Origin of the sequence: Xanthomonas sp. 3075, assembly GCF_014197275.1 — a bacterium.
Lineage (GTDB): Bacteria > Pseudomonadota > Gammaproteobacteria > Xanthomonadales > Xanthomonadaceae > Xanthomonas > Xanthomonas campestris_B.
In genome coordinates this window covers 24,490-40,836 of sequence record NZ_JACIFI010000032.1, presented here as the reverse complement: position 1 = coordinate 40,836, position 16,347 = coordinate 24,490, and the positions used below count along the sequence as shown (strand labels likewise).

Annotated in this window: 16 protein-coding genes; 5 read left to right on the top strand and 11 right to left on the bottom strand. The window is 66.4% G+C overall.

What is annotated here, in order from left to right:
• Positions 1–233: 233 nt before the first annotated feature.
• The 3 genes from GGR62_RS19985 to GGR62_RS19975 form a co-directional block, all read right to left on the bottom strand.
• The gene (locus tag GGR62_RS19985) at positions 234–653 is read right to left on the bottom strand and encodes a nuclear transport factor 2 family protein (RefSeq protein ID WP_184409576.1); all 420 of its coding nucleotides are present in this window, start codon (positions 651–653) and stop codon (positions 234–236) included.
• A gap of 301 nt (positions 654–954) precedes the next feature.
• Positions 955–1,578, bottom strand: a complete 624-nt coding sequence (locus GGR62_RS19980; RefSeq protein ID WP_184409575.1) for a YdcF family protein — start codon at positions 1,576–1,578, stop codon at positions 955–957.
• Positions 1,563–2,522, bottom strand: a complete 960-nt coding sequence (locus GGR62_RS19975) for a pyridoxal-phosphate dependent enzyme (protein ID WP_184409574.1) — start codon at positions 2,520–2,522, stop codon at positions 1,563–1,565. The genes GGR62_RS19980 and GGR62_RS19975 overlap by 16 nt, the downstream gene beginning before the upstream one ends.
• Before the next feature lie 157 nt (positions 2,523–2,679).
• Between GGR62_RS19975 and GGR62_RS19970 the strand changes: the two genes are divergently transcribed.
• From GGR62_RS19970 to GGR62_RS19955, 4 genes are all read left to right on the top strand, one after another.
• Positions 2,680–3,150, top strand: coding sequence for a hypothetical protein (locus GGR62_RS19970; protein ID WP_184409573.1), 471 nt, complete (start codon positions 2,680–2,682; stop codon positions 3,148–3,150).
• Between the two features lie 598 nt (positions 3,151–3,748).
• Positions 3,749–5,653 carry a tRNA uridine-5-carboxymethylaminomethyl(34) synthesis enzyme MnmG gene (gene mnmG, locus GGR62_RS19965; RefSeq protein ID WP_184409572.1) on the top strand — a complete coding sequence of 635 codons (1,905 nt, stop codon included), beginning with the start codon at positions 3,749–3,751 and terminating at the stop codon, positions 5,651–5,653.
• A gap of 73 nt (positions 5,654–5,726) precedes the next feature.
• Positions 5,727–6,548, top strand: a complete 822-nt coding sequence (locus tag GGR62_RS19960; RefSeq protein ID WP_184409571.1) for a nucleotidyltransferase domain-containing protein — start codon at positions 5,727–5,729, stop codon at positions 6,546–6,548.
• A gap of 268 nt (positions 6,549–6,816) precedes the next feature.
• Positions 6,817–7,527, top strand: a complete 711-nt coding sequence (locus GGR62_RS19955; protein ID WP_260306323.1) for a DUF2490 domain-containing protein — start codon at positions 6,817–6,819, stop codon at positions 7,525–7,527.
• Between the two features lie 143 nt (positions 7,528–7,670).
• Here the strand turns inward: GGR62_RS19955 and GGR62_RS19950 are convergent, their stop codons facing one another.
• A complete protein-coding gene (locus tag GGR62_RS19950; protein WP_184409570.1) occupies positions 7,671–8,618 on the bottom strand; it encodes an alpha/beta hydrolase in 948 nt (315 codons plus the stop codon).
• Between the two features lie 436 nt (positions 8,619–9,054).
• Positions 9,055–9,915, bottom strand: a complete 861-nt coding sequence (locus GGR62_RS19945; protein WP_184409569.1) for a PA4780 family RIO1-like protein kinase — start codon at positions 9,913–9,915, stop codon at positions 9,055–9,057.
• A 146-nt stretch (positions 9,916–10,061) separates the two neighbouring features.
• Here GGR62_RS19945 and GGR62_RS19940 point away from each other — a divergent pair, with 146 nt between their 5' ends.
• On the top strand, positions 10,062–10,916 hold the full coding sequence (locus GGR62_RS19940) for an IclR family transcriptional regulator C-terminal domain-containing protein (RefSeq protein ID WP_184409568.1): 855 nt from the start codon (positions 10,062–10,064) through the stop codon (positions 10,914–10,916).
• A 216-nt stretch (positions 10,917–11,132) separates the two neighbouring features.
• Here the strand turns inward: GGR62_RS19940 and GGR62_RS19935 are convergent, their stop codons facing one another.
• The 6 genes from GGR62_RS19935 to pcaH form a co-directional block, all read right to left on the bottom strand.
• Positions 11,133–12,074 carry an alpha/beta fold hydrolase gene (locus GGR62_RS19935; RefSeq protein WP_184409567.1) on the bottom strand — a complete coding sequence of 314 codons (942 nt, stop codon included), beginning with the start codon at positions 12,072–12,074 and terminating at the stop codon, positions 11,133–11,135.
• A 67-nt stretch (positions 12,075–12,141) separates the two neighbouring features.
• The gene (gene pcaC / locus GGR62_RS19930; RefSeq protein ID WP_184409566.1) at positions 12,142–12,528 is read right to left on the bottom strand and encodes a 4-carboxymuconolactone decarboxylase; all 387 of its coding nucleotides are present in this window, start codon (positions 12,526–12,528) and stop codon (positions 12,142–12,144) included.
• A gap of 26 nt (positions 12,529–12,554) precedes the next feature.
• Positions 12,555–13,337: a 3-oxoadipate enol-lactonase gene (gene pcaD, locus GGR62_RS19925; RefSeq protein WP_184409565.1), complete on the bottom strand. Its 783-nt coding sequence runs from the start codon at positions 13,335–13,337 to the stop codon at positions 12,555–12,557.
• A gap of 10 nt (positions 13,338–13,347) precedes the next feature.
• The gene (locus GGR62_RS19920) at positions 13,348–14,700 is read right to left on the bottom strand and encodes a 3-carboxy-cis,cis-muconate cycloisomerase (protein WP_184409564.1); all 1,353 of its coding nucleotides are present in this window, start codon (positions 14,698–14,700) and stop codon (positions 13,348–13,350) included.
• Positions 14,701–14,982: 282 nt separating this feature from the next.
• Positions 14,983–15,546 carry a protocatechuate 3,4-dioxygenase subunit alpha gene (gene pcaG / locus GGR62_RS19915; RefSeq protein WP_184409563.1) on the bottom strand — a complete coding sequence of 188 codons (564 nt, stop codon included), beginning with the start codon at positions 15,544–15,546 and terminating at the stop codon, positions 14,983–14,985.
• 4 nt (positions 15,547–15,550) lie between these two features.
• On the bottom strand, positions 15,551–16,282 hold the full coding sequence (gene pcaH / locus GGR62_RS19910) for a protocatechuate 3,4-dioxygenase subunit beta (RefSeq protein WP_184409562.1): 732 nt from the start codon (positions 16,280–16,282) through the stop codon (positions 15,551–15,553).
• Between the last annotated feature and the right edge of the window lie 65 nt (positions 16,283–16,347).

The window sequence follows — 16,347 nt, the reverse complement described above, 5'->3', positions numbered from 1 at the left end:
CCGGAAACGTTGGCCGGTTTGCACTTTGTCGCCTTTACGATCCTGATGCTTGGAAATGCAGCCACGCTCTTTCAAAGTTCATAACACGCTCTAAGGGAAATCTCAATAACCAAACGGCATGTTGCAGTTTCAATTAGCACCGCCTAGATGGCGTGCAATGTTGGCATCTGCGTGTCAACCATGTGCCTCCTGGCGGCTTATCCTGCCACCAGGCAGCATTACCCCTTGCTGCTTCAGCGCGAAATCTGCGCGATCCATTCCTGCAGGTTGTAGTAGTTGGTGACGCGGGTGATCGTGCCCTCGCGCGCCTCGAAGAACGCACCACCGGGCAACACGTAGGTCTGCCCGGTGGCATCGGGAAGACCTTCGTCGGTGGTGTGATAGACCCCGTGCACCACGTACTCGGCACCCACGCGCGTGCCGTCGTCGTTGGCGGTGATCGCGATGTCGCGCAGCTGCTCGCGGTAGCTGTCGTTCATGCGCTGCAGAAAGGCTGCGAAATCCGCGCGGCCGATCTCGCGCGCGCCCTGATTGAGGTCGTGTGCCACATCCTCGGCCAGGAACGCCAGCATGGCGTCCCAATCACCGCGGTTGAAGGCGTCGTAATAGGCCTGGACCAGGCCGATGGCGCGTTGCCGATTGCTCTCGCTCATGCTCGAACCTGCCGCTGGGAAAGCCGCATCATAGAACGCGTGCGGCATGGATGCGTCGGCCATGCGCCATGCCCAACGTGGCTGCGCAGCGCCGGCATGACCGTCGCCGAGGCAGGCTGCGCGGCGCACGCGGTCTGGCCAACCAGCAACCCGCGCCACCCCGGCAGTGCGTGCCGGCAATGAGGCAGCGAGCGATGGCGCGCCGAATCGACCTCGCGCAGTCTTGCGGACAGCCGGCACGGGGGCGCAGCGCCTGCCTTCTCAACGCACAGCACGCACGCATCCCAGCCAGAGCGCGCTGTCAGGCCCCTTGCACCAGCAGATCGCGGTGGAAGAAATAGACCTCCTGCAATAGAAAGCGCCAGCTGCTGTGGACGCTGCGGAAGCGCGTGCTGGGCGTGGACGAGGCCAGCGCATCCACGCCCAGTTCCTGACTCAGCCGCAGCGCGCGCGCCATGTGCAGCGGGTCGCTGACGATGATGGCCCGATGCATGCCGTGGCGCTGCATCAGCGTGCGGGCCTGCTCCAGATTCTGGCGGGTCGTGCGCGAGACCGTCTCGATCACGATCGCCTCGGATGGAATGCCATGACGCAGCGCATAGCGCCGCGCCACCTGCGACTCGGCAAAACGCGCGCCATCGCCGAAGCCCCCGGTGAACAGCAGCCGTGGCGCATAGCCTTGCGCATACAGATCCAGCGCATGCCGGATGCGCTCCTCGAACACCGGCGAAGGACGCGCGTCGTAGGCCGCCGCGCCCAGCACGATGATCACGTCCGCTGGTGCGGCCTGGTCGCGGTCGCCGATCCAGACGATCCAGCCCGCCACGCCCACCAGCCAGATCATCGCCAGCATGCACAGGCGCCACCCCCAGCCCCACAGGCCGAATCCGCGCCCACGCGAGCGCCTGCTCACGCGCTGGCCCACGGCAGCGCGTCCAGATCGACATTGCCGCCGGACAGGATCACCCCTACCCGGCGCCCGGCAAACCGCGCCGGGTCGGCCAGCACTGCGGCCAGGGCGATCGCCGACGACGGCTCCACCACCTGTTTGAGCACCTGCCAGATCAGGCGCATCGCCTGCACCACCGCAGCATCGTCCACGGTGATGACCTGGGCGTTGGCGGCCTGCAATAGCGCGAAGTTCGGCGCACCCAGGGTGCCGCGCAGACCATCGCACACGGTGTCGGGCACAAAGTCGACCAGCCTCTCGCCAGCCGCCAGCGACCGCGCGGTATCGGCCGCGCCGCTGGGTTCGGCCAGCACCAGCGCGCAGCCCGGCGCCGATTGCAGCGCCAGGGCAGCGCCGGCGGCCAGCCCGCCACCGCCGACCGGTGCCACCAATACGTCCAGCCCGCCGCTCTGGTGCAGCAGCTCCAGCGTGGCGGTGCCCTGCCCGGCGATCACGGCCGGATCGGTATACGGATGCACCAGGCTCGCCCCGCTGCTGGCCTGGACCTCGGCGCACAGCTGCTCGCGTGCGGCGATGGTGGGCGCGCAGCGCCACAGCGTGGCGCCGTGGCGGGAGATATTGGCCAGTTTGGCCGCCACTGCGCCCTCGGGCACCACCACATGACAGCCAATGCCACGGGTGCGCGCAGCCAGCGCCAGCGCTGCCCCGTGATTGCCGGACGAATGCGTGACCACCCCACCGGCGGCAAGCTCGTCGGACAACGACCACACTGCATTGCAGGCACCACGGAATTTGAAGGCGCCGCTGCGCTGCAGGTGTTCGGCCTTGAACACCAGTTGCGCGCCACATAGCGCATCCAGGCGATGCGAGGTCAGCACCGGTGTCGGCGTGCACTGCGGCGCGATGCGCGCAGCGGCTTGCAGGACGTCGGAATACGCAAGTGGGGCCGTCTTGATCATGCCTGCAAGATTAACGTATCCCCCACTCTTCACGGGCCACACGCACAGGGGCCGCGCATGCTGGATCGATGAAAAAGCGCCACATTGCCGCACAGTTAAGGACCGATTCAATGCACCGGTCCAAAAGTGACATCATGGTTGCAGGAGGGCACCATCCATGAAATTGCGTCTGATCTTCGCCGCCGGCCTGCTGGCCTTGAGCGGCTGCGCCACCTACGACTACACCCGCACCGGGTCGGGCGGCTATTACCGCGGCGCCCCTGCCGTGCAGTATCGCTATCCGCCCGGCTACTCACCGTATTACTACGGCAGTCCCTACGGCGTTCCGTATGGATATGGTGCCGGTGCGATCGGCCTGTACGACTATCCGGTGTACCCGGTCTATCGCGGTGGCGGGGGCTATTACTACCGGCAGAACGATCGCCGTCCGCAATACCGGCCGCCGCGCGGCAACGGCTCGTTCAACAATGGCTCGCGCCCGAGCGGGCCGCGTCCGCAACAGCCCGACCGCCCACCGGCGAGCGCACAGCCGGCACGACCACCCGCACGCATCGGCGCACCGCCCAGGGTGATCCGGGAGATCCAGCGGCAAACGGCGCCCCGCACCTCGCGCGAGCAGATTCCATGAGTGGCTGACTGCGACGCGGCCCACAAATGAAACGTTTGGGGGCTTGCGTTTGGTCGGCAGTTGCCCGCAAGCTAGGTACTCTGTGACCCGTTACGTCATTTTTTGACCTAACTGGCTTCATTGACCGACTTATGTCGATGTCCGACAGGGAAATCTGGATCCCCCCTGTTCCGGCCCTGTCGGATATCGGCGCCTCCAATGCATAAAGCCCCGGCCTGCCGGGGCTTTATGCATTTTATTGTCGTGCGCCAGGCGATGCCCGCATCGCGCATGCCGCCCGGCGGCATCGCTGGGATTCGGCCAATGTGGCAAGAAGGCAAAAAAATAAGGGTCGGCAGTCCCCCGACTACCGACCCTTACGCGAACCCGTCGCACGCGTGGCTGGCCCCTGTTCCAATTCCAGCCTTGCGCCCATGTCGCAATGCCACGACGGGTGCATGAGGGATATCCGCACGAACTCCGCAAACTTGAGTGGCATTACTCAATAGTGTGATGAACATCACTATTTTTCGATTTTCGTGACCTCTCCGGCCCTTCAGCCGATACTTCCGCTACTTCTGCGCCCTGCCCGTCTCCTTCCGCTTCTCAGTCCACGCCCATGTCCACTTCTTTTTATCGCTACGACGTCATCGTGATCGGCGGCGGTCATGCCGGCACCGAGGCGGCGCTGGCGTCCGCGCGCGCCGGTGCGCGCACCTTGCTGCTGACCCACAACATCGAGACGGTAGGCGCGATGAGCTGCAACCCGGCCATCGGCGGGATCGGCAAGGGCCATCTGGTCAAGGAAATCGACGCGCTGGGCGGAGCGATGGCAGGCGCCGCCGATCTGGCCGGCATCCAGTGGCGCACGCTCAATGCCTCCAAGGGGCCGGCGGTACGTGCCACCCGCTGCCAGGCAGACCGCAACCTCTACCGCAACGCGATCCGCCGCATCGTCGAAGCACAGCCCAACCTGACCGTGTTCCAGGCGGCGGTGGACGATCTGATCATCCACAACGGCGCCATCGAAGCCGACAGCGTGCGCGGGGTCATCACCCAGACCGGGCTGCGCTTCGAAGCGCCGGCGGTGGTGCTGACCGCCGGCACCTTCCTGGCCGGCAAGATCCATGTTGGCGAGACCCAGTACGCCGCCGGGCGCATGGGCGACCCGCCGGCCACCACGCTGGCGGCGCGCCTGCGCGAGCGGCCGTTCGCGATCGACCGCCTCAAGACCGGCACCCCGCCGCGCATCGATGGGCGCACGCTCGACTACGGCGTGATGCAGGAGCAACCCGGCGACGACCCGCTGCCGGTGATGTCGTTCATGGGCCAGGTCAGCGACCATCCGCGCCAGGTCAGCTGCTGGATCACCCACACCACCGAAGAAACGCACGACATCATCCGCGGCGCGCTGCATCGCTCGCCGCTGTATTCCGGGCAGATCGAAGGCATCGGCCCGCGCTACTGCCCGTCGATCGAAGACAAGGTGGTGCGCTTCGCTGAGAAGACCAGCCACCAGATCTTCGTCGAGCCCGAAGGCCTGGAGGTCACCGAGATCTATCCCAACGGCATCTCCACCTCGCTGCCGTTCGACGTGCAGCTGGCGCTGGTGCGCTCGATCCACGGGTTTGCGCAGGCGCATATCACCCGCCCCGGCTATGCGATCGAATACGACTTCTTCGACCCGCGCGGGCTCAAGGCCTCGCTGGAAACCAAGGCGGTGGGCGGGCTGTTCTTCGCCGGGCAGATCAACGGCACCACTGGCTACGAAGAGGCCGCCGCGCAAGGCATGCTGGCCGGCCTCAATGCCGCCCGCCATGTGCAGGGGCTGCCGGCCTGGTCACCGCGACGCGATGAGGCCTACCTGGGCGTGCTGGTCGACGACCTGATCACCCACGGCACCACCGAGCCGTATCGCATGTTCACCAGCCGCGCCGAATACCGGCTGCAGCTGCGCGAGGACAATGCCGATGCGCGCCTGACCGGCGTTGGCCGCGCAATGGGCCTGGTAGACGATGCGCGCTGGGCACGATTTTCATCCAAGCAGGAGGCCGTGCAACGCGAGACCGCACGCCTGTCGGCGCTGTGGGCGACGCCGGGCAATGCGCTGGGCCGCGAAGTGGCGCAGACGCTAGGCGTGTCGCTCAGCCGCGAAACCAATGTGCTGGACCTGATCAAGCGCCCCGAACTCAACTACGCCACGCTGATGCGCGTGCCGACCCTGGGACCGGGCGTGGACGATACGCAGGTAGCCGAACAGGTGGAAATCAGCGTCAAGTACGCCGGTTATCTGGATCGCCAGCGCGACGATATCGCGCGCCAGCAACGCCAGGAAACGACACCGATCCCGGAAGGGTTCGACTACGCCAGCGTGCGCGGCCTGTCGATCGAAGTGCAGCAAAAACTCGAACGCGTGCGTCCGCAACACATCGGCCAGGCGCAACGCATTCCCGGCATGACCCCGGCAGCGATTTCGCTGCTGCTGGTGCATCTGGAACGCGCGCGCCGCAGCCAGGTGGCATAACCGCCGCGGTGCGGGGACGCCTGTGCGCAGGCTGGTTATGATCAGGAACGTCGTACACCAGGACAGCCAGGTCATGGACATCCATCCCATCGCAGCGGACAAGCGTGAGGCAGTGCTGGCGGCCTTGGGCCAGATCGAGCGGCAGCATGATGTCCGCATCCTGCTGGCATGCGAATCGGGAAGCCGCGGCTGGGGATTTTCGTCGCCCGACAGCGATTATGACGCGCGCTTTGTCTACGTCCATCGCCCCGACTGGTATCTGACAGTCAACGAAAGCACCGGTCCCGGCGAGCCACAGCGCGACGTCATCGAGCTGCCGATCTCCGACGATCTGGATGTCAGCGGCTGGGACCTGCGCAAGGCCTTGCGGTTGGTCTCCAAGTCCAATCCGACGCTGCTGGAATGGCTGCATTCGCCGGTGGTCTATCGGCAGGATACGGTTGCCGTCGCGCAGTTGCGCGCGATCTCGACGCAGTTCTATTCGCCGCTTGGCACCTGGTGGCATTACTTCAACATGGCCAAGAGCAACTACCGCGGTTACCTGCGCGGTGAACGCGTTCGCACCAAAAAGTATCTGTACGTGTTGCGCCCGGTGCTGGCCTGCCAATGGATCGAGCGCAGGCAGGACATGCCGCCGATGGCGTTCGAAGTATTGCTGGAAGAACTGTTGCCCAAGGGTGAGCTGCGTAACGAGGTGGATCGTTTGCTGGCGCTCAAGCGCGTCTCCACAGAAGTGGAAGATGGGCCTCGGATTGCACCGATCAGCGATTTTCTGGGGGCAGAACTCGACCGCATGGGCACGTCGCAGCCACACCTGCCTGCCGGCAACGGACGTTCGGATGCCCTGGACATCTTGTTTCGGCAAATGCTTTCCAACGAGGCTGCATTGCCCTGACGCATTGCGGCGGGCTGCCGTTCGGCGATCGACCGCCAGTCACTGCAGCGCTGCCGGTGTTGGCGTATCGGTCCGGTCAAGCAGAGGGCAAATACCGACATGCCACCTAGCCCGATATCTGCACGTGTTGCCCTCGAATGCACTGAAGCGATGGCACATCCCGATTAGCGAAGCTGCAGGCGAACAGAGGCGCGATGGGTCGACCAGACGGTCGATGCAAACAGAAAAGATGTTGCTATGATTTGTCAACGCCGACACATTCGACTAAATGGACGCATCTGGCACGCTACGGACCGCAACGTTTCGCATCGCCGGTCCTGTTCTGTTTTTACTGCTGGGAAGCATCTCCACAGCTCACGCCACGACTGAAGAAGATGGCCGGTATTGGTTGAGTATCTATGCCCAGGGCAAGCTGCCGGTCGAAAACCTGTACTGGAGCATGGATATTCACCCGCGCTGGCGCGAGGAAGGCGAGCAGTTCGATCAATTGATCCTGCGCCCCGCAGTGTTTTACCGGCTCAACCCCAAGGCCAGCGTCTGGATGGGCTATGACACCATCATCAGCCATCCGGCAGGCCAGCCGTCCAGCCGCGAAAATCGCTGGTGGGGACAGTTTCAGTATCAGTTCGATCCGATCGCCGGGGTCAGCATCACCAGCCGTACCCGCCTGGAACAGCGCCACCGCGAAGACTTCAGCGATGAAGGCTACCGTGTGCGGCAGATGATCCGCGCCACCCGCCCGAGTGGATTCAGTCCGCAACTGTCCTGGGTGCTTTTCAACGAGCTATTCGTCAATCTCGATCAGACCACATGGGGCGCGCGCCGCGGCATTGATCAGAATCGCGTCTTCGTCGGCATCAACTGGAAATTCAACGCCATCTCCAATATGGACGTTGGGTATCTCAACCAGTTCGTCAATACGCGCGCAGTGGACCGCGAAAACCACGTCTTGATGACGACGTTCCGCTTCAATTTCTAAACGCGCAAGTAGTGCACCGGCACCGAATGCCGGATCGCGCGGGCGTTGTGCCAGCGCGATTGCATCTGCGTCGCGTGTAGGTGCACCTGCACGCTGCGCGCCATGACGCTGAGGTGTTGCCGACATGTCGGCAACACGCCGGATCAGACCGGCAACAGCCGCTGTCGTAGCGTTTCGGCACACATGTCCACGGCCTTGTCGGCGGCCTGGATGATGCTGCCCATCTGGATGAAGCCGTGCACCATGCCGGGGAAGGTGTGCACGCTGACCTCGACGCCGGCTGCGCGCAGGCGCTCGGCATAGCGCAGGCCTTCGTCGTGCAGCATGTCCCGCTCGGCCAGCACGATCAGTGCCGGCGCAACGCCGCTCAGATCCGGCGCCAGCAACGGCGAGACGCGCCAGTCCAGGGTGATGGCCGGGTCCTTGATGAAATGCTGGTTGAAGAACTGCGTGGCCTGCCGCGTCAGCGGCGGGATGTCGGCATTGGTCGTGCGGGACGGATGCTCGCCGCTGTCTTCGCGCGTGTCTGTCAGCGGGTACAGCAACAGCTGACAGCGCAGCGCAATGCCGGCATCGCGCGCGGCGATGGCAGCCACGGCAGCCATCGCACCGCCGATGCTGTCGCCGGCCACCGCCAGGCGCTGCGGATCGGCGCCCACCTGCCCGGGATGCGCGGCCAGCCATTGCAGCGTGGCGATGACGTCCTCCACCCCGGCCGGCGCAGGGTGCTCCGGAGCGAGCCGGTAATCGACGGCCAGCACCTGGCAACCGGCCCGTGCGGCGAGTTGCCGGCACACATCGTCATGCGAGTCCAGATCGCCCACCACGCCACCACCACCGTGCACGAACAGGCAGGTGGGCACGGGACCATCGCTCAACCCCGGCGGACGATAGAGCCGCAGCGGCACGTTGCCGACAGCGGTATCGGCATCGATGGCGCGCACCTGCGCCATCTCCAGCACCGGAAAGCCAAGTTGCGCACCCATGCCACGCATCATTGCGCGCGCCTCTGCCAGCGGCAGCGTTTCCATCGGCGGCTGGGCGGCCTGCTGTATCACGGTGAACAAGCGAACGACGTCGGGATCGAACATGGCGGTCTCGTTGGGAGGAAACGACAACCGAGTCTGCCTGATACTTATTCTTGATAACAATTAATTTGAGTAACGATCTGGCCGGATGACGGCCAACCGTGTGGGCGCACCAGTATTAGCTTGATACACAAGGGCTTTGGTCTGCCAAGCGCGCGATCTTGCTCAGCTGCGAGCGACCCGCTGCGATACCGATTGCTGCGTTGCATCGCGCGCATGCGCAACTGCGCGGCGCCTGGGCAGGCATGACACCTGCAGGCAGTGCGGGATGACGGCGCCGCACCTTTCACGACGATAAGTTTCTCAGTGCTGCCACGCTGACATCGCCTGGGTAGCATGCGTCTGCAACACCATGGTCGCGGCTGGGCCTAGGCTGACCGGGCCGCGTCCAACACCCGCCCGCCGCACTGGCAACGCGCGGCTGCACCGCAGGCAGCGCTCAGTCGTCGTCTTCGGCGGCGGCTTCGCGGCCTTGCTGGCGAATGAGGTTTTCCTGCCGCGCGTCTTCGATCGAGGCGCGGATGGCGCGCACGTCGGCGCGCTTGGTGTCGAACTTGAAGCGGCCGGTGAGCGCGCTGTCCGGACGCAACTCGCCCTTTTCGAACAGCGCCCACATTTCTTCGCCGTAGTGGGTGTCCAGCAGATCCGGAGCGAAGCGGCCCAGGCAGTCGCGCAGGTTGTGCACATCGCGCAACAGCATGTCGCGCGCGGCATTGTTGCCGGCGGCGCTGACCACCTGCGGGAAATCGATCACTACCGGACCGTCGGGCGAGACCAGCACGTTGTATTCGGATAGATCGCCGTGCACCAGGCCCAGCGACAGCATCTTGACCACATCGCCGATCAGGCTGATGTGGAATGCGCGTGCCTGCTCGGGTTCAAGCTCCACCTCGCCCAGGCGCGGTGCGCTGTGGCCGGCTTCGTCGGTGACCAGATCCATCAGCAGCACGCCATGAAAATAGCCGCGCGGCTTGGGCACGTGCACGCCGGCATCCACCAGCTGGTAGAGCGCGTCGGCTTCGGTGTTCTTCCATGCGGTCTCGGCTTCGCGACGACCGAACTTGGTGGCCTTGCCCATCGCGCGCGCCTGGCGGCTGCCGCGTACCTTGCGGCCTTCCTGATATTGCACGCGTGCCTGGAAGCTGCGTTGCGCCATGTCCTTGTAGACCTTGGCGCACAGGATGTCCTCGCCGGCGCTGACAACGTAGACGGAGGCTTCCTTGCCGCTCTTCAGTGGTCGCAACACTTCGTCGATGACACCGTCGTCGATCAGCGGCTGCAGGCCCTTGGGGGTTTTCATGGACGAGGGGGACCGATCCGAAACAAGTCAGCAGCGATTATGCGGCAAGCAGGATGAAGTGCTTACATGCGATGCCCACAGTGGGACCGGAGGCAGGCATTGGCGCGAGCGCTTACCATGCATGGACCTGCCTGACGCGCGATCCGATGCCCGAGCCCACCGCCAGCCGCCGCAAACGTCCCGTCGCCGCGACCGGGAGCGAGCGCGGCCTGCCGCATGAGTTGATGCGGCAGATTGCCGCCGCCCAGGGCGACCCGGACTTCATGACCTCGCTGGGCCGCGGTCTGGTGGTGCTGAGCGTGTTCGCCCAGCACGCGCGCGAGGTGACGATGTCGCAGATCAGCCTGGAAACCGGCATCTCGCGCGCGGCGGTGCGGCGGGTGCTGCACACGCTCACCAAGCTGGGCTATGTCGGCGAGCAGGGCCGTGGCTATGTGCTGTTGCCGCGCGTGCTGGGGATCGGCGGCGCGTATGCGGCGTCTTCGGCGACCACCGCGGCGGCGCAGCCGGTGCTGGACGGGCTGCGCGACCAACTGCACGAATCCTGCTCGCTGGGCGTGCTGGACGGCGACGACCTGCTGTACGTGGCGCGCGCGGAGACGGTGCGGATCATGTCGATCGGGCTGCGCCCGGGCACGCGGCTGCCGGCGTATTGCACCTCGATGGGCCGGGTCTTGCTGGCCGCCCTGCCCGCCGACACCTTGCAGGCCTATCTGGAGCGCACCACGCTGCGCCCGCGCACCGACCGCACGGTGACCCAGACCTCGGCGCTGCTGGAAATCCTGGCGCGCGCGCGCCGCGAAGGCATGTGCCTGACCGATCAGGAGCTGGAAATCGGCCTGCGCTCGATCGCGGTGCCGGTGCGCAACCTGCGTGGCGAGGTGATTGCCGCGCTCAACATCGGTGCGCAGGCCGGACGCGTCAGCCTGCAGACCATGCAGACGCAGTTACTGGAGCCATTGAAGCTGGCGGCGCAGCGCCTGGGCGCGTTGCTGAGTTAGCACCTACGGCGCGTCCTGGGTGGTGGAGCTGATGGAACAGCCTCGCTCCTGAGTGAAGCGACCGAGATCCTCGGGCGGCGCGTGGCCGGGTCCCGCACACACGCGTTAGCTGCGACCCGCGCATCGCCGCATGTCACTGCTTCGCATGCAGCCAGCAACGCGTTGGTCGCGTGCTCCTGCAGCTCCTGCAGCTTTTTGCGTCGGCCGCCTCAGGGCTCAACGCGGCCGACGCAGGAAGCCCACCACCGTCTCCACCCAGGCGGCGTGTGTGTCCTCCACATGCGCCACATGATCGGCGCGCGGCAGTGTGACCCAACTGCGGTCTTCGCTGTGCAGGCGTGCAAACAGATGCGCGTTGTCCGCCTGCGTGGCGATTGGATCGTCGACGCCCCGCAGCAGCAGCACCGGCAGCGTCGTGACCTGTTCGGGCTGGAACGCGAACTGCTCCATCGCGCGCCAGTCCGTGCGCACCGGGTCGGCGGCCACCGCCTGCGCCTGGTAGGCCGCGCGCACGCCCGCGGGCGCGGCGTTGGCAGTGATGAAATCTTCGCCTGCCGCCGCGATGGTGGTGCGCGCGCGCAAGGACTGGGCCGGGGTTGGCGCGTCGGTGGGCGGCGCGTCGACATCGTCGGGGAAGCCATACAGCACCAGCGCGGACACCGCCTGCGGCTGTTGCTGGCCGATCAGCAGCGCCACCCGCGCACCGTTGGAATAGCCGATCAAGGCGGGCGGCGGCAGGCCCGGATGTTGCCGGGCGACCCAGGCCAGCACCTGCGCGACATCGCGCACTGCGCGGGCGGGCGTGTTCCACCCGCTGCGATCGCGCGCACTGCCGCCGTAGCCGCGCAGGTCCACCGCGTAGGCAGCGAGCCCGGCCCGTGCGAAGGCGGCCAGCACCGAGCGCGCGTCGGCCGCTTCGCCCGGCACCTGCAGATCGAAGTTCGGCAGCGAACTCCAGGTGCGGCCATGTACCAGCAGCACCGTTCCACGCGGCTGGGCCGACACGCGCGACCACACCGCCAGTGTCTGGCCATCGTCGGCGCGCACCTGTGCCAGCTGGGTGCCTGGCCCGGACTGCGGTTGCGCGCCGACGGCCAGCGAGAACACCATCAGCAGGAGCAGGCAGGCGGGTCGGAACGTCACGCGGCATCTCGTCATGGGCGCGGTGGACTGGGCACGCTGCCTGGCAGGGCAGGCAGACGCGAAAGCGAGGATGCGGGCCGGATCAGGTCTCGGCAGCCTGTTCTTCCAGAATCGGTTTGGCCAGCGCAAAGGCGTGGTTGGCCGCCGGAACGCCGCAGTAGATCGCCGCCTGCAGCAGCACTTCCTTGATCTGCTCGGGGGTGACGCCGTTGTTGCGCGCGGCGCGCACATGCAGCTTGAATTCTTCGTCGTGGCCCAGCGCGACCATCATCGACAAGGTGATCAACGAGCGGGTATGCGCAGGCAGGCCGTCGCGGGTCCAGATGGTGCCCCAGGCATAGCGGGTGATCAGGTCCTGGAAGTCGGTGGTGAGCTCGGTGCGCGCGGCCAGCGAGCGCTCCACATGCGCATCGCCCAGCACGCGGCGGCGTTCGCGCAGGCCGGATTGATAGCGTTCGTCTTCGTGCATGGGGCGTCCTCGTCCTACGGGAAAGATCAGTCGGCTTGCAGGAATCCCAGCACCGCGTCGTTGAACGCGGCCGGCGATTCCAGATTGCAGATATGGCGGCCCGGTACCTGGGCGTAATGTCCGTCGGGCGCGGCGTAGGCGATCTCGCGCAGGTTCGACGGCGGGCACACCGGGTCGTCGTCGCCGGCCAGGGCCAGCAGCGGCAGGTTCAGCCCATCCAGCGCGCCACGGAAATCCGCCTCGGCCACCGCCTGGCAGCAGGCGATATACCCGTCCGGCGAGGTGGAGACGAAGGCGGCGGCAATCATGTCCAGGCGCTGCGCGTGGCTGATGGCAAATTCCGGCGTAAACCAGCGTTGCAGCGTGGCATCGATCAGCATCGGCAGGCCTTCGCTGCGCACCTGCTCGATCCGGGTCTCCCAGGTAGCGGTGCTGCCGATCTTCTTCGCGGTGGCGCACACCACCAGCCGACGTAGCCGTTGCGCGGCATGCAGCCCCAGCCACTGCCCGGTGAGCCCGCCGATCGACAGCCCGCAGAAATCGCTACGCTCGATCTGCAAGGCATCCCACAGTGCCAGCACGTCCTGCCCCAGGTCGGCCACGCTGTACGGGCCGGGCGGCGAGTCCGAATAGCCATGGCCGCGGCGGTCGTAGCGCAGGATGCGGTAGTGCGGGGCGAAGGCTTCGATCTGCACGTCCCACATATGCAGGTCGGTGCCGAGCGAATTGCAGAAGGTCAGCCAGGGCCGCCCGTCGGTGCCATCCACACGGTAATGCAGGCGATGCGTGGGCAATTGCAGATAAGCCATCGAAGCACCGTCAACGGAAGGAGGAGGCGGCCAGTACGCGATCGATCCAGACCGAGGACATGCCGCGCCAGCTGTCGCTATCGAACACCGCCTGCAGTTGCGCGTGCGTGAGTACCGCGCTCACCTGGGCATCCTCGGCCAGCACCTCACGCAGATGCCGCTGCTGCGCCTGCGCACGTGCCACCGCCTGTTCGACCAGCGCGTGCGCCTGCGGTTTGCCCAGCTGCGGGGCCAGCGCGAACACCACCGCCTCGGCGTAGAGCACGCCGCCATGGCTGTCCAGATGGTGGCGCATGCGCGTGCGGTCCAGTTCCAGCTCGGCCAGGCAGGCCTGCATCTGCGCCAGGCTGCCGGCGGTCAGGCACACGATCTGCGGCAAGGTGTCCCATTCGGCATGCCATTGCCCGGCGGCGCGCTCGTGCGGCTGCGCCATCGCGCTGAACAAGGTGGCGATCAGCCCGGGCACGCGGGTGGCCGCGGCCACGGCCGCCACGCTGGCAACCGGATTGCGCTTGTGCGGCATCGCCGACGAGCCGCCCTTGCCGGCCGCCGCGGGCTCGAATGCCTCAGCGACCTCCGATTGCATCAGCAGCACCACATCGCCGCCGATCTTGCCCAGCGTGCCGGCAAGCAGGCCGAACGCGCAGCCGACCTCGACGATGCGGTCGCGCGCGGTATGCCAGGGCAACGCAGGCAGGGGCAGTGCCAAGGTTGTCGCCAACGCCTGGGCCACGTCCAGGCCGCGCTCCTGCAAGGACGCCAAGGTGCCGGCCGCGCCACCGAACTGCAGCACCAGCGCATCGTGCCGCAACGCGTGCAGGCGCCGATGCGCGCGCTGCAAGGCATCCAGCCAGCCGGCCACCTTGAGCCCGAAGGTCACCGGCACGGCCTGTTGCAACAAGGTGCGCCCGGGCAGACCGGTGTCGCGCTCGCGTGCGGCCAACCCAGCCAAGGTGTCGCACAACTGCTGCAGACGCGGCAACAGCAGATCGAGGGCGGCGCGCAGTTGCAGCACGCTGCCGGTATCGATGACGTCCTGGCTGGTGGCGCCCCAATGCACCCAGCGCGCGGCTGCAGCATCGTGCGCGGCGACGCGCGCGGTCAGCGCCTTGACCAGCGGAATGGCGGGGTTACCGGCGAGCGCGGTGGCCTGCGCCAGGGCGGCCATGTCGTAGTGCTGCACCTGGCAGGCCGCTGCAATCGCTGCGGCAGCCTCGGCAGGAATGACACCGCACTGCGCCTGCGCGCGGGCAAGCGCGGATTCGAAGTGCAGCATGGCCTGCACACGCGCCGCATCATTAAACAATGCGTCGCACGCAGGCTCGCCAAACAAGGATCCCAACAACAACGACGTCGCACTCATGCATCGTATCTCTTGGCGTGCCGGCAGCATGGTACCGAAGCACGGGAGTGCCAACTAGACGTTAGGGCAATGCGCGCGGTGCACCGCAGCGCGGCCGCGGCCGGCGCAGGGGGCGGAAGGCTCGCCCGGGTGCATCCGCGCCCTGGGCACCGCAGTGTGCGCTGCGGGCTGTCATCGTGATCGACTGCTGTGCATGGCGGGCTGGCGGTGCATGCCGCATGGTCAGGCGCACGGCGCGCATGGCAACACCGGCTGCGCGCAGCGCTGGCGACGATTTGCGGGTCAATAGCGGAAGAACACGGTCTCCATCTCGCCCTGCATGTGGATATCCCATGCATAGGCACCATTGCCCACCGGCTGGGCCAACAAGGTGGCGCGGCGCTCGGCCGGCACCAGCGCCAGGATCGGGTCGCTGCCCAGCTGCGGGTCATCGGCGAAGTACAGGCGCGTCGATGCGCCGCGCAACAGCCCGCGCATGAACACCAGCACGCTTAAATGCGCGGCCTGCGCCCTGCCCTCCGGCCCGGCGACGGCACCCGGCTTGACCGTGCTGAAGCAAAAACGCCCCTGCGCATCGGTCGGCACCCGCCCCCAGCCATCGAAACCGGCGTCGTGCGCCTGGTGACGGGCATCGGCGGCATGCGCGTAGATACCGGCGGCATCGGCTTGCCATAGTTCCAGCACCGCGTCGGCCACCGGGACGCCGGCACCATCGAAGACGCAGCCGCTGATCTGCACGTGCGTGCCGGCGGCCTGCGCTGGCGCGAGTCGGTCGCGATACAGCGGTTCCAGCCCGAGCCGGTAATACGGGCCGACCGTTTGCGAGGGGGTTGCGTGCAGGCTCATCGATTCACTCCCAGACCGTTTGCTTGCGACCGCGCAGCACGATGTCGAAGCGGTAGGCCAGCGCGTATTCGCTGATGGCATTTTCCCAATCGAAACTGGAGACCATGCGCTCGCGCGCCAGCGCGTCGTCGACGCAGTTGTAGATGGGGTCGTGCGCCAGCAGCGGGTCGCCCGGGAAATACATCTGGGTGATCAAGCGTTGCCCGATGCCATCGCCATGCAGCGAAAAATGGATATGCGCCGGCCGCCAGGCGTTGTAGTGATTGCGCCACGGATACGCGCCCGGCTTGATGGTCTTGAAGACGTAGCGGCCATGCGCATCGGTGAGCACCTGGCCGGTGCCGCGGAAGTTGGGGTCCAGCGGTGCGTCGTGGCGATCGCCTTCGTGCTGGTAACGGCCGGCGGCATTGCATTGCCACACTTCCACCACGCTGTTGCGCACCGGCTTGCCGTTTTCGTCGAGCACGCGGCCGGAGACGATGATGCGCTCGCCCAATGGTTCGCCACTGAAGCCGGCAGTGAGGTCGGCAGCATGCTCGCCCAGGGTGAGCCGATCCAGGCGCGGGCCGGTGACTTCCGACAGCGTGGCCGGGATGTCGATGGGCGCGCGCGTGGGGCCGCGCAAAGCGGTGGAGGCGTAGGCCGGATGCAGATAGGCTGGCTGCGTGCCGGGCCGGGTACGGCGATAGCCGAGCAGCGGGTCTGCAAGTGACGGATCAACGGGGGCATCGCGCATCGTGAGATCTCCCTGCGCCGCACTGCGGCATGGTCAAGCGATGTAGGTGTGCGTTGGCGGCGCAG

Coding starts and splice junctions, on each gene's coding strand:
- GGR62_RS19985 (WP_184409576.1), bottom strand. CDS start 653: ATGAGCGAGAGCAATCGGCAACGCGCCATCGGCCTGGTCCAGGCCTAT.
- GGR62_RS19975 (WP_184409574.1), bottom strand. CDS start 2,522: ATGATCAAGACGGCCCCACTTGCGTATTCCGACGTCCTGCAAGCCGCT.
- GGR62_RS19970 (WP_184409573.1), top strand. CDS start 2,680: ATGAAATTGCGTCTGATCTTCGCCGCCGGCCTGCTGGCCTTGAGCGGC.
- mnmG (WP_184409572.1), top strand. CDS start 3,749: ATGTCCACTTCTTTTTATCGCTACGACGTCATCGTGATCGGCGGCGGT.
- GGR62_RS19960 (WP_184409571.1), top strand. CDS start 5,727: ATGGACATCCATCCCATCGCAGCGGACAAGCGTGAGGCAGTGCTGGCG.
- GGR62_RS19955 (WP_260306323.1), top strand. CDS start 6,817: ATGGACGCATCTGGCACGCTACGGACCGCAACGTTTCGCATCGCCGGT.
- GGR62_RS19950 (WP_184409570.1), bottom strand. CDS start 8,618: ATGTTCGATCCCGACGTCGTTCGCTTGTTCACCGTGATACAGCAGGCC.
- GGR62_RS19945 (WP_184409569.1), bottom strand. CDS start 9,915: ATGAAAACCCCCAAGGGCCTGCAGCCGCTGATCGACGACGGTGTCATC.
- GGR62_RS19940 (WP_184409568.1), top strand. CDS start 10,062: ATGCCCGAGCCCACCGCCAGCCGCCGCAAACGTCCCGTCGCCGCGACC.
- GGR62_RS19935 (WP_184409567.1), bottom strand. CDS start 12,074: ATGACGAGATGCCGCGTGACGTTCCGACCCGCCTGCCTGCTCCTGCTG.
- pcaC (WP_184409566.1), bottom strand. CDS start 12,528: ATGCACGAAGACGAACGCTATCAATCCGGCCTGCGCGAACGCCGCCGC.
- pcaD (WP_184409565.1), bottom strand. CDS start 13,337: ATGGCTTATCTGCAATTGCCCACGCATCGCCTGCATTACCGTGTGGAT.
- GGR62_RS19920 (WP_184409564.1), bottom strand. CDS start 14,700: ATGAGTGCGACGTCGTTGTTGTTGGGATCCTTGTTTGGCGAGCCTGCG.
- pcaG (WP_184409563.1), bottom strand. CDS start 15,546: ATGAGCCTGCACGCAACCCCCTCGCAAACGGTCGGCCCGTATTACCGG.
- pcaH (WP_184409562.1), bottom strand. CDS start 16,282: ATGCGCGATGCCCCCGTTGATCCGTCACTTGCAGACCCGCTGCTCGGC.